General features: G+C 37.0%; 10 protein-coding genes and 1 riboswitch. All 10 genes read right to left on the bottom strand.

Features of this window, described 5'->3' with window-relative positions:
* Positions 1–25: 25 nt before the first annotated feature.
* The 10 genes from AB674_RS13795 to AB674_RS13750 all read right to left on the bottom strand — a co-directional run bounded on the left by AB674_RS13795 (position 26) and on the right by AB674_RS13750 (position 12,966).
* A complete protein-coding gene (locus tag AB674_RS13795; RefSeq protein WP_053004276.1) occupies positions 26–1,435 on the bottom strand; it encodes a di-heme oxidoredictase family protein in 1,410 nt (469 codons plus the stop codon).
* 65 nt (positions 1,436–1,500) lie between these two features.
* Entirely contained in the window at positions 1,501–2,694 is a 1,194-nt protein-coding gene (locus AB674_RS13790; protein WP_047777481.1) for an imelysin family protein, read from the bottom strand.
* 226 nt (positions 2,695–2,920) lie between these two features.
* A complete protein-coding gene (locus tag AB674_RS13785) occupies positions 2,921–3,556 on the bottom strand; it encodes an MgtC/SapB family protein (RefSeq protein WP_047777479.1) in 636 nt (211 codons plus the stop codon).
* Positions 3,557–3,621: 65 nt separating this feature from the next.
* Positions 3,622–4,116 carry an SRPBCC domain-containing protein gene (locus AB674_RS13780; RefSeq protein ID WP_047777599.1) on the bottom strand — a complete coding sequence of 165 codons (495 nt, stop codon included), beginning with the start codon at positions 4,114–4,116 and terminating at the stop codon, positions 3,622–3,624.
* A gap of 815 nt (positions 4,117–4,931) precedes the next feature.
* Complete coding sequence (locus AB674_RS13775; protein ID WP_053004275.1) at positions 4,932–5,879, bottom strand: DUF4465 domain-containing protein; 948 nt, start codon at positions 5,877–5,879, stop codon at positions 4,932–4,934.
* A 78-nt stretch (positions 5,880–5,957) separates the two neighbouring features.
* Positions 5,958–7,187: a hypothetical protein gene (locus AB674_RS21915; protein ID WP_131701547.1), complete on the bottom strand. Its 1,230-nt coding sequence runs from the start codon at positions 7,185–7,187 to the stop codon at positions 5,958–5,960.
* A 4-nt stretch (positions 7,188–7,191) separates the two neighbouring features.
* On the bottom strand, positions 7,192–8,439 hold the full coding sequence (locus AB674_RS13765) for a hypothetical protein (protein WP_053004273.1): 1,248 nt from the start codon (positions 8,437–8,439) through the stop codon (positions 7,192–7,194).
* A gap of 37 nt (positions 8,440–8,476) precedes the next feature.
* Positions 8,477–9,763 carry a hypothetical protein gene (locus tag AB674_RS13760; protein ID WP_047777478.1) on the bottom strand — a complete coding sequence of 429 codons (1,287 nt, stop codon included), beginning with the start codon at positions 9,761–9,763 and terminating at the stop codon, positions 8,477–8,479.
* 12 nt (positions 9,764–9,775) lie between these two features.
* On the bottom strand, positions 9,776–10,921 hold the full coding sequence (locus AB674_RS13755) for a DUF5074 domain-containing protein (protein ID WP_047777476.1): 1,146 nt from the start codon (positions 10,919–10,921) through the stop codon (positions 9,776–9,778).
* Positions 10,918–12,966, bottom strand: a complete 2,049-nt coding sequence (locus AB674_RS13750; RefSeq protein WP_053004272.1) for a TonB-dependent receptor — start codon at positions 12,964–12,966, stop codon at positions 10,918–10,920. Before AB674_RS13750 ends, AB674_RS13755 begins: the two co-directional genes overlap by 4 nt.
* A 116-nt stretch (positions 12,967–13,082) precedes the next feature.
* Positions 13,083–13,290: riboswitch (cobalamin riboswitch) on the bottom strand.
* Between the last annotated feature and the right edge of the window lie 285 nt (positions 13,291–13,575).

Raw genomic sequence — 13,575 nt, 5'->3', positions numbered from 1 at the left:
ATCAATTGATCTTGCGGATGTTTTTTTATAATGAATTAATAAAGGCCAACAGATTTTCTCTTTCTGAAGCACTTAATTTCTTGTACTTCTCTTTGGCCTTCTGCCCTTCTCCACCGTGCCATAAAATAGCTTCTTCTACATTTCTGGCTCTTCCGTCATGCAGTAAATTGGTATGACCGTTTACAATTTTAATTAATCCAATTCCCCATAAAGCAGGAGTCTTCCATTCGGATCCCGATGCTTTAAAATCGGTTGCATTATCTGCTAAACCAGCTCCCATATCGTGCAATAAAAGATCGGTATAAGGACGAATCGTCTGATTGCGTAAAATGGTTATAGGATGCGTGGTACCGGTTTGAATTTTTGGAATATGACAACTTGTACACCCAATAGTTTCAAAAGTTTTCTTGCCTTTTAATACGTTTTGATCGGTATAATTCCTTCTTGCCGGAACCGCCAAAGTACTGGAATACATTGCCATTCGGTCTAAATTAGTTTCTGTAATTTCAGGCATTCCACCGTTTGGAATTGTTGTCAAATCTACTCCTTTTGGTCCACTTTCGTACGGAAATAAACTCGATGTAATCCCCATGTCACCCGATAAAGCAGCAGCTACCTGTTGTTTTACATTGGGCTGATTGGCTTTCCATCCAAATCGTCCTAATTTGCTTGAATTGCTAGCGAAATCATATACATAATTGGGTTTTCCGGAAATACCATCACCGTTCGTATCATTTTCATCGGCAAAACCTAAAATTGTACTTTCAGAAATCGCTTCAAGCAATCCTAAACCAATTATTTGATTGGCAATTCTGGGTGAAATTTGAACAGTAGCTAATGGACCATATCCTAAATTAGTAATGGTGTAAATCGGCTTTTGCAACGTCACTACAGTCCCATCGTCTAAAGTCTCTTTTATGGACTGATAGCTAATGGTAAACTGACCTTCTGCTGTTTGACCTAAAATAGCGTGGTCCTGCAATTGCGAACCGTAAACGGGGTCAGGAAAACCAATTCCGTTAGCGTCTTGCCCTGCCACTGAAATGCGGAAAAGCAATCCGGCTCTGTCTTCCCCATCAAACAAGGGAGGTCTGCCGCGTCCATCTTTAAAATGGCAACTTGAACAGGAATGGGCATTAAAAAAGGGGCCTAAACCGTCACGAGCGGTAGTAGAAGAAGGTGCTGTAACCCAGCTTTGTCTGAAAAATGAATTTCCGACACCAAAATCTGTTTGTTGGTCAAAAGTAAGTGTGGGCATGAAAAAACCAAAGGCCTCCTCACTGGTATTAAAAACGGTTGCTTCACCACCAGAAAACTGCTCACCATCTTCAGCCGTTAAAGGAATATAACTTTCTTCATTATTGTTATCATTATCACTACAACTAAAAAGTGTAATACAAACAATAACAAACCAATACGCTTTAAAATTCTTCATCTTTATTTACAGAAAAAGTGTTCTGCAAAGGAACACTTTTTGTTTTAATTAATCATTAAAATTGATTATCCGTTAACGATAATACCAATTTTTACAGCACCGGCCAATAAATTAGCTCCTAAATTTTGCAATTGTTGCGCAGCAGATTTTACTTTTGCACCTTCTACAGACGTCGGTCCTCCCGAGATCGCTAAATCAAACGGAATCAAAATAGCACCCACTTTTGTAGTTGATGCAGCTATTGCCGTTGCAGTATCATCGTAAACTTTACTATCAGCTTGTTTGACTAAATCTTCTAAAGACGGACCATCAATAGCTCCATATTTACCTTGATATACATTGATAACGCCTTGCATGTTCAGAACAATATCTCGGTGTGTATTATCGCTAAAACAAGAATGTTCGTCTTCTTGATTTGCATTTTCTACAGCAGTAATCATACGTTCCACAGGTAATTCAGTAAGAACTAAAGTTGTAATTCCCAGGTAAATATTTTTTATAGCTGTATCTTCCGATAAAGCCAAAAACTTAACTCTGTATACACCTCCTACTTTCCACTGTTGTACTAAATAATCCAGATTATCAGTTAGCAAATCAGCACAAAATTTCAAATAATCAGCTCTACGACCTTGGTTAGCAGCTGTTCCTCCAGCACCCGTTACATAATCTGTATAAGGTCTTTGTCCTGGCAAATTGGCTGATGGTAGTGTTAAATCTTGTCCCCATAATAAGAACTCGATAGCATGATATCCAACACTTACATTTAATTCGTCTTCATCTAAAGCATTTTCATCAGCTAAAACTTTTTTCGATAAAACCGGGAAATCAGTTGTATTATTAATGATTCCTGAAGCTGGAGTTCCGTCTACATAATCAATAAAGTTTTCATCTAAAGGCCATGAGTTCAAAAGTCCTTCCGGTCCATTATCATCATCAATTGGTCCGTTTGCAAAACGAAATGCTTCTGTAGTCCCGTAACTCTCTCTTGAAGTTTTCCATGCTGTTTTTGCAGCTGTAAAATTGGCAGCTGTCGGAGTGGTTGTAAAAGTAGTAATCGCTGTTTCTAAAAGTACCGCATCATCATATGCTTTTTTATAATTGGCATATACGATATCTGCGTAATTTGCAATCACCTGCTTTTTTGTAACGGCAGTTGGAGTATTAGTATCGTTATTCTCCTTTTTATCATCATTGCTACAGGCAAAAAAAGTTAATCCGGCCAATAAACCAAGAGCAACTTTAGGGTATACATTTTTCATTTGTTTTTATTTAGAATAGTTAAAGTTAAACAAATGTAAAAATAATTTTTAATATAAGCGAGTGGTCAACACTTTCTTAAAACAGCTTATTATCAAACTTTTACAAAAAAGCAACACGATCCGGAAGCTAAACTTCTAATCTTGTTCTAATTATCTTCTAATGTTATTTTAATGTTGCTCTGATAAATCTTTAAAAAATCTTCGTAAGTATAAATCGTACAATCCTTTAAGATTCCATAAAATCGATATACTCTGCTTTAAACATACCGTCAAAAAAAGCAGTCAGATGTTCTGCTTTCCCATGTAACATCCAGGTTAAATGTATTTTTTCGCCATCCCGAACCTGACGTACCAGTTTGTATTTAATTTTAAGCGCTTTCATTTCTGATTCACAAAGCGCAAGAGCATTCGATTCTCTATTACTGCGAATATAAAAGCTACGCGATTGATTAAGGCGATCTATTCGTTTTTGTAAAGAAGGCAATACGGCCAGTATAAATAAAATAGACAAACTCGCACAAGCCGAAGCAAAATAGTAGCCTGCTCCTATTCCCATTCCCACAGCAGCTACAGTCCAAATGGTGGCTGCGGTAGTGATTCCGCTAATGCGATTATTTCCGCGAAAGATCACTCCCGCTCCTAAAAACCCAATACCGGTCACGATATTTGATGCGATGCGATCGGGGTTTCCTGAACCTCCAATAGCAATTGACATGATGGTGAAAAAACAGGCTCCAAACGAAATCATAATCGTTGTGCGAAATCCAGCCACTTTACCATGATACTCCCGTTCAGCGCCTACAAGTCCACCCCATAAGAGTGCCAAAAAAAACCGAATTAAAATCTCAATATCAAAAATCATTTTTTATCTTTTAGTGGTAAATAATTAAAAAATGCATTTCACATAGGGTACAACCAAGATCGATCCTAATTGTTAATCATCGGGTCCAAATCGGCATCTTTATTACGTAAATCCAGACCGCCTTCGTAAACTGATTTCAGGTTACACAAGTAAAAATGCCAACCGTTTGAACAGCCTAATCTGACAAATTTCTTAGAAGAATCGTCCGTTGGAATGTTATGTTGTTTTAATTCGACAATGGTATAGCCGTTAAATTCACTCAAATTAACATCTACCAAACACGTTCCTTCAAAAGTAAATTGCAATTGGTCTTTTCCATTAACTGATTTTAGGGTTCCTTTCATATTATCATCATAAAGATACCACAACCATTCGTAACCGTTTCCTTGAGAAGCATTGTTGTTTTTATCTATTGTTTCATCAGCTGCATTAAAAAAATCAGCTTCTTTGAGAAACCATTTTTCCAATTCACCGGACTTGGTCCAGGCATTATAAATCGTAGCGAGATCTGCCTTGATTGCAATTTTTTTTGTAAAGGATGTCCAATCAAAATTTTCCATATCTAAAAATAGTTTTAGTTTAGTTAATATTTTTTTTTCGCTTTTATAAAACAATACTTAAAACTCCATGTATAAAAATCTTAACACTACTAAGATTTAAAACTTATATGTGCATATATCAAATAGTTGTCTTACAAAATATAAATTAAAAATAAAGTTTTTTATTGAAATACAGGCATGGTGTAATTTGAAAAATCTAAATCTTTTTGCCACCCATTTCACGAATTGGCACTAATTATTTTTTGCCACAGATTTGCTTCGCCAGTTCGCTATTGCTCGAGTCACAGATTAAAAGATTTTTTTTACTGTTTGCTGATTTATTGACAGAACAGGTGAACATCAAGAATTATCAAAAAAAATCTCACGTAGATTTTAGTCGAATAGCATAAAAAATCTGCAGAATCTGCGTGAAAAAGTATCTCAACTAGATGACATTGTCTTTTAGCTTGAGGGATATAGTTAAGATCAAACATTAAGTCACTGTATACAAATTATACCGTGCTTCTTTCGGCTAAAGCCAACTACATACCTATAAATCGTTTACCTCCAGCTAAAGCAGGAGGCAATTCAAATGGTAACAGATTCAAGTAAAAATAATTAACTACAACTTCAGTTAATCATACTATTCGATTTCAATCCGGATGATAGGATTGATTAGAGTCAAATCCATTTAATCTGTGAAATCTGTGGCGAAACAAAAAAATGGCCAAAGATATTCACTAATTCTCAAATGCAATCTGAGAATTGTTTAGAAACAAAAAACCATTTCAAAATAAAATCTTGAAATGGTTTTTGCTATAAAAACGATGTGTTTCTTAGTTCACACGTTTTACAGAAAGTTTGTCTAAGCAGAAATAAGCTGCTGTATTCATTCCGTACACTAAATCAGAGTCAGTTGAAGCCATTTGGAAAACAAGGTATTTAACATTCCCTAAACTTTGAAGATCTGATGTGCTTACATTGATCCAACCTGTTGGCATTACTAAAGATCCTCCAGTATAATCAGCTAATGAGCGTACGATAGGGCTTGTCACCACTCCGCTTGCATTAACTCCATAAATTAACAATTCAAAATGATCTCCTGATGCAAAAGCCCTTGCGAAACCATCTCCGTACAGACAACCGTAGTAAGGCCATGGGTGCATGTTTACTTTTAGTCCTTTCACCTGGTATGATGCTGTGTTACCAATTTTAATCCAGTTAGAGAAATTAGCTTCGCTAAAAGTAGTACCTGCCGGATTTTTAGGATCTGTATAACTAGACCAATACGCTAAAATGAATGGATCTCCTGTTGTTCCCGGAGTTCCTGCAGCAATTGTACCAGCAGTTCCTGAACCACTTCCTGCCATAGTTCCCCATTGATTCGCTACCCATCCGTTAGATCCGCCTGAACCTGCACCTGATCCGAAATTGGTAATATTATTTACGTTTGACACGATAAATCCATCCCAGTAATTATATCCTGATGATACGGCAGTGTGAGCAAATGTAAAGATGTCTACAGTAAGTTTGGTGTTAGACACATACGTATTTTCCCAGTATTTACCACCGCTAGTTGTTGTACCGTTGGTTAATAAGGCACTTGTAAGATTAAGAGTGGTTGTGGTTCCTATTGCAGGATCTGTAACCGCTTTCTTTCCTGTTACACTTGTATTGTATTTTACAGCGCTTGAGCTGTCATTCATTAAGGTATCGTCTTCATTGTTACAAGACGAAAGCCCTAATAGCAATCCTACGGTCAAAAAATAAACTACTTTTTTCATTATTTATAAAAATTAAGGTTAATATTCATGGTTAATTGTATTGAAATCTTTTTCTTTAAAAATAGGGGGCTCTTTAAATTATTTGCCCGTAGTAAAATTCAAATCTTCCACTTCCTTAAAGAAATTAGTCAGTAAATCTGAAGCTCCGATTTCTATTAATGTCGGCACATACACTTTTACAAAATCGACTCCCGGTAAATGCACTTTGTTTCCGTTGCTGTCAACAGCCCAGCTAATATCAATTGAAGGGTTTTTAATTCCGCCGTACCCCCACTCAAAAGTGCCTACATTAAATGCTTTTCCTGAACCGTCACTTACATCTTTTACAGGCAAAGACACTTTTGTACCTTTTACCGTATAAGAATCTCCCACCCATTGCGGATAGTAATTGTTATACTCTCCTCTTGCTGTTTTTGTGATAAAGCCATTGATGCTCTTATTGTCACTCCATTTAAGATACTCTTTGTCAAATTGCCAGTCTAAAGCCCCTGCTACAGGTACTTTATCCGGATTTGGTCTGTGGTAAGTCACTTCATAATTCTTAACTGTTGAAGATTTGCGGTATTCACTTCCTGCAATTTCATACCATTCATTATCGTCAGCGAGTCCATTTTTATTAGCATCGTAGGCAACGTATACACTAACAGGAGTAAATTTTACAGTTGAACTGCTGTTCATTTTAATTGTAAAATCACGTTTTCCGTAGGTATTAATTACCGTATGGTCAAAACCAACACTAATAGAACCACCAAAAGTACCCAGGGGGATCATGCTTTCTTCCATAAGTTCTTCGCGAACTCTTTCTAAAACTTCTGCCTTTGTTGCAAATTCATAATTATCCATGCCATAGTGCGGAGAAGGCAAATAATCCAGAAGCGTTAATGCTTTTGAATTGTAAGTTTTACCCGTTTCCGAAACCGTAACTTTAGTCGAAGCTTGTTTGACTACTTTATCTACCGTTACTGTGAAATCTACAGTGTAGTTGTTTGCTAAAGGAGCTATAAAATGTAAAATTTTCGCATCACCGATAACCGAATCTTTAGTTGCTCCGGCTTTATCAGTTACTTTTAAAGTCCATTTGTATTGCGGAGTAAGTCCATTACCGTTTTCGATTACAACTTCGGGATTTACCTCTACTGCTTTGTATCTTTCTACGGTGTAATCTGCTTTTAAGCTTAATTTGATGGTGGGAACCACAGCTGGTTTTGGATCAACGCTCACAGGATCCTCTTTTGGGTCGTCGGAACTACAGCCGCAAAAAGCACTGAAAGCCAACACATACAAACTATATTTTATATATTTTTTCATATCCTTATTCTTTTTCTTTTACTCTTTTTAGGTTGTATTTTTTTAACAAATGAAGATCTCCTGCTCCAGAAAATTTAGTAGCCATAGAAGACTGTTGAATGCATAATCCCATTGGTTCACTTACACAGTTCACTACTTTTATAAAATCTATACCAGGAAGATTTACTTTATTTCCTTTTTTATCAACTGCCCAGTCAATGTCTATATCCGGGTTTATTGCATTCGCATAACCCCACTCAGGAGCTGTGAAATTCCATAAAGTAGTCTGTGTAGGACGTACCGGTTTGAAATCAACATTCAATCTAATTCCTTCAAAAACAGTCGTTCCTTCGGCAATCCAGCTTGGGTAGTATTCTTTTTTAGTTTTGGCTCTTGGCAGGTAATACGATTCGTTCTGATTGTTCTCACAAAATAAATGTTCACGATCAGAAAAAGGATCATTGGGACCACTTACAACTACAGGTTTGCCTGCTGCCGGTCTATGGTAAGTAATTTTAAAATTCTTGATGGTAGTTTCCTTAGTGTGACTGCTTCCTGCGATTTCAAACCATTCGTCTTCGTCCGGTTTTCCATTTTTGTTTTTATCATAAGCGATATAAATAAGTCCGGGTGCTGGTGGATTTCCTTTATCGGTTAAAACACCTCCGTAAACTCTAAAATCTTTTTGTCCCGGAACATTTACAACTGTATGGTCAAATCCAACTGTAATCGATCCTCCAAATCCACCTAAATCAATCGGATAACCAACACTGGTTTCGTTTATCCTTCCCAAGGCAATTTTCATTACGTCAGCTTTAGTCAATCCGGTCGTATACAAATCATTGGCAAACATGCCCGGTGCAGGATTAAAATCATAAATAGCAGTTATATAAGGATTGTAATTTTTAACTTCATTGGTTACGTTTACAATCGTTTTTTTACTTGCTTTTTTATCTGCTTCTTTTACGTTTAGAGTAAATTCATATGCCCCAGCGTATATGGCAATAAATCTTAAGTCTTTTGTATTTCCAACGATAGAATCTGTCTTTTGATTGACTGGATTTTTTGTCATTACCCATTCATAAGTCGGAGCACTGCCTTTAGCGGAAGCTGTAATATCTAAAACATTAAACGCGGCTACTTCATACTTATCCTGAAGTGTAATTGCTATTGGGTTTGCAATGTCTGCTTCAGCTTTGTCATTATCGTTACTGCATCCTATGCACAAGAAGGCAAAGGCAAGCAACAATAAATGGCTAACATTTTTTTTCATAATTTCTGATATAATAATTTTGGTTTATATTCTTTGTTTAAGGTCTGGTTGCGATATTTTCACCTAAAAGATGCAAATCTGTGGCGCCCATTATTTCTGTCGAAGTTTCACCCAACCATCCGGCTTGCTGGTTAAGACCGTTGTAAACTTTTACAAAATCAATCCCCGGAAGATGAAGTTTCTTTCCGTCTTTATCGATCGCCCAGTCAATATCAATTCCGGAATCATTGTCATTGTTTGGAGCATTATCTGCATAGCCATATAAAAAGGCGTATTGCACGAAGTAACTTCCTTTACCACTTTCGTCAACGGCATTATCCGGTAATCTCGTACCTTTAAAAGTCATGGACTCCTGATTTCTAAGCCATTTTGGCCAGTAATCTAAAGAATGATTGTAGGCATTGTTTTGTACTAGATACCCGCTTTTTCCCTGATTGTCTTTCCAGTAGATGTATTCCATATCTACAAATCCTACACTTCCTGTTGTACCACCCGGAACTGGTATTTTGTTTGGATCGGGTCTGAAATAGGTGATTTCGTAATTGTGAATTGCTTTCTCCAATTTATGACCTGCTCCTTCTATTTCGTACCATTCGTCGTCAGGAAGACCGTTTTTATTTTTATCATAAGAAACCATTATTACACCTGCTTCACTGCTTCCTCCGCGCATAGTAGCGTCTGGTTTTGGATTCGCTTCTGCCCAAAATGCATTTCCTAATACTCTAAAATCACGTTTGCCTTTTATGTTCACAATAGTATGATCAAAACCGAAAACAATGTAACCTCCAAAGGCACCCAGCGAAAGCAGGTCTCCATTTTTCTTAGCCAGATAACTATTGGCTCTACTCAGGATTTTTTCAAAAGGTTCTCCGTCATTGGCGGCTGGTAAATCATTTATGAACTGTCCCGGAGCGGGTTTGAAATCAAATACTTTGGCGATATACGTTTTAAGTTCTTTGGTTTCTTTACTTACATTTACTTTCACTTTTTGGGTCTGTACATTCCCTTTATCGTTTATAGTTACTGTTAGTTCGTAAGTACCCGTTTCTGTTGCTGCGAATAAGGCTTCTTTTTCAGTTGTGTTAGCTAAAGAATAATTTTCTGATGGTGCTGTGGTTACACTCCAACTATAAGTGGCTTCTGTGCTTACGATCCCTTTAGAAATTACCGTTACTATTGCAGCCCTTTGTACGCTATACCCGGAATCATCTTGTCCTGTATTCCCGTTCTCTTTACTTTCGTCACCACCGGAACAATTTACCAGCAACAATACTGTCGGCAAAAGCAACACCAATCGGAACTGTTTTAAAGCTATTTTTAACATAATTTGGTTGTTTTAGTTTTTTAATATAAAAGCAATATGCGCGGGAATATTTCCTGCTGTTGTTTTCCATTTTAATTTGCCTTCAGGCGTGAAACAATAGATGTAGCCTGTCACCACATAATTCTGAGCGTCTGAAATGTATATTTCTTTGGTTTCCGGATTTACCTGAAGTCCATACGGAATCATAATCTGTTTCTCTGTTCCGTCTGTGATGATCTGATTGCTGATTATCTTTTTAGTTCTCGTGTCTAATATGCCATAACTTATCTTATTACTATTGGTGAGATAACTCCATGAAACCCCATAGAAATAGAGTAAATCGTCAACGATACACATTCCGGAAACCGGAAAATCCAACTGCATTTTTTTCTCATCAGTTTTGGTGTCGATAACAAAAAGGTTTGAAGGTGTATCATAATAGTCACCGCGGGAACTCACATAAATATCACCACGCCTGTCTATTTGCATACTAAAGAGATTTATACCCACGTCTATTTTTTTGATCTCAGTAAAGGTTTCCAGATCAATTACAGATACAGTTCTGTCGTAATTAGGTACACGGTAACCTCCGGAATTCGCTACATACAATTTGCCATTGTGTACGACCATTTGTTCCGGTTGATAACCTACTTTTACTTTTCTTTTTATTTCTAATGTCGTAGTGTCGATCTCGGCTACAAAGCCAATTTCGGCATTGGGATCAATAGCCACGGGGCCTGAGTAGGAACTTACATAAGCCTTATTTTTGTAGAAAGCCATATAACGACAATTGGGTACATCTATTTTTTTGATGCGTTTTGCTGTCCACTTGTCTATTACTTCTATTTTGTTCGAGCAGTTTATCACGGCGTAAACCTTGTTGCCGTATATTTTTATATCATTACCTACGTCTCCTAACTCTTTTACAACTGTCGGATTACGTTCAGAATAAATATCGGTTGTATAGTTTCCGGTCCTGTAATTAAAGATGTCTATACTGGCCCTGTTCATACCCATATTACCCTCATTAAGGAGGTAAAAACCTTCTATTTTGCCATCATTTCTTGGTGCGGCAACATTTTTGTCTGAGGATAGAAAAATGGTTTCGTCTTCTCTGCAGGAAGTAAAAGCAAGAGCGATAAATAAACTTAGCAGTATTTTTGAAAGGTTCTTTTTCATAGCGCAATACTTATTATAAATTTAAACGTACGACCCGGCATAGGGTAATTGTAGATCACCTCATAGTGTTGATTGAATGCATTGTTAACTTCTACAGTTCCTTTAATTTTATAATTTTTAACTGCGAAAGCTTTCTGTACCGAAAAATCGTGGGTGTACCAAGGCTGTACTTCATTAACCTTTATGTTGTTTACGTTTCCATTAAAACGTTTCCCTACATAGATATAACTGTAGTTGAAGTTCCATGATTCGTAGTTGGCGTTTAGTATTCCGGATCCGCTGTGCCAAGGCGTATAGGGGATTTGGTCTCCGTAAGATGAAATTTCTAAGCCTGCGAATTTTGTATAATCTCTGCTTTCAGAATAGGTATAAGTCAGATTGGCGACTAAGTTTAATTTGTTAAAATGAGTTCCCATATTCAGAACAGATTCTATTCCTTTTCCTTTAACTTGTCCGATATTGGTCATCATCCAGCGGAATAAATTTCCGGTTGGTGCTGCTACAATCTTATCTTTGGTATTGGTATAATAACCGTCAACCTGAATCGAAAAGGCATCAAAAAAACCTTTCCCTACAGGCAAATTGTAGGTAAAACCAAGGTCGTACTGGTTCATGTATTCCGGTCTCAAAGTACTGGAGCCAACCATGGTATAATACAAATCATTAAAAGTGGGCATTCTGAAAATACGCTTTGCAAACGCTCTTAGATTAAAATCATGTCCTTTAAATGGAGTGTAACCCAAAAACAGCGCGGGTGTTACTTCTGTTTTATCCGGAGCTTTTGCATTGTAACGCACCTCTTCTTGTACATGCGTGCCTACAAGACTTCCCAAGACTTTAAGTCCTCCAAGTCGGTAGGAACTGGCAAGAGAAACTAAAGCCGTATAACGTTGTGGATAAGAAAATAAGGTTTGGATTCCTTTTCTTGTTGCATTTAATCGGTTGTATTGCAAATCTGTAGACAACGAAACATCCCACGTTGGCGTTATGCTGTACATATTAACAGCAGAAAAATAGATTTCCTGTTGGTAGTAACTATCGTCAGATTGAGCGCCTTCGGTTACTGTTTCTCCTAAAATTCGGGTCGTATCTCGGGCAACATAATGTGTATAATCGTAGGCGTATTTTGCCCTGGCCTGAAATTTATACTTCTCGTTAACTTCTTTCACTAAAAAAGCCTGAGCGAAAAAATTCTTATCGTATTGTCTGAAACCGTCTTTAAACTTATTCGCCACAATAGCTCCCGGTGCTCCCCTATCTGAATCATAATAATACACCTTAGCATCCCAGGAACCTTTATTTATTTTTCCGTAAAGCCCTGATTCTACTCTTAAAGCTTCAATATCACTGTTCATTCGGGTCGCTGTAGTGTCATAAGCCAAAGAACCATCCTGATTGTTTCTGGTGTATCTGTATTTGTACTGCCCATTAGACTTGATGTATTCCGAACTTACACTCATGCTTACTTTATCGCTCAACTTCTGTTCCCATCGGAATGAAGGATTGATATAGTTGATAGACATCGTTTTGTAACGTACTAAAAGATTCGTTTTTTTGGTACCTTCAAAAACAGGTCGTTTCGTTCTTAAGTAAATCGTAGAAGCCGCAGCAAAGTCTTTGGCAGATTGAAATATTTCGCTTTTTTGTCCATTGTACATGGTTAAGGATTCCATATCGTCTAAGGAATATTTCCCTAAATCTGTCACTCCGTTTTGCGCATTGCCCAGTTGAATTCCGTCATAAAAAACACCTACATGATGGGTTCCCATATTACGGACATCAACCGTTTTAAGGCCACCAAGTCCGCCATAGTCTTTGATTTGGGTTCCTGCAAAATATCGTAATGCGTCGGCAACGCTATGGCTGGCCAGGTTTTCGAGTAATTTTCCTGAAAGCGTTTGTACGGGAATTACCTCCTGAAAAGGTTTTGATTTTAGGACGACCTCTTTTAAAACCCGTAAACTATCCTTTTTTACCTGAGCTTGAGGTAAAAACGGGATCAATACAATAAAAAAGAATACAAGCGTTTTTGTGGTATTATGCATCACTGATTTTATTAAATAAACTTTCAGAGATGTAAATAACAAGAAGCAATAAGACACATTCCGACTATAAAAATAGCAGGGAATATTCTTGTTCTTCAACTTTATACCACGAAAGTCTTAAACTATGTGATTATGGCAGGTCTCCTGACTTATTCTATCTTTAAAACAGCCTTCCCATTCGCTGTAGCAAACAGTGGCATTAGAAACGTTTAAAGACTTATATAGAACTTACAGTAGCGGGTCTGCTCAGGATTTACACCTGATTCCCTTTTAACTATTCTCTAAAAAAACTTAGAAAAATAGACCAAAATCTGCGGCAAATATACAATTATCTTTATAATATTAAGAACTATTTAATACAATTGCTCTTACCCTAATAAAATAAAAACATCTTCCGAGTGAAAAGACTTTTAATTACTGGTATCTTATTGGATCCAAATAAGTAGAAAACAACAACAAAAAAATAAAACCAAAAAGCCGAAAACGTAAGTTTCCGGCTTTTTAAATTTTTGGAATTTGGAATTCACACTATTGTCATTTCGACGAAGGAGAAATCACACAAGTTGCTCCATTCTCTATTTTTCGCAATTTTGTCATACTGAGGGACGA

Source organism: Flavobacterium sp. ABG (genome assembly GCF_001027725.1).
GTDB lineage: Bacteria > Bacteroidota > Bacteroidia > Flavobacteriales > Flavobacteriaceae > Flavobacterium > Flavobacterium cupriresistens.
The sequence above is the reverse complement of the archived record's forward strand: the minus strand, read 5'-3'. Positions and strand labels throughout refer to the sequence as shown.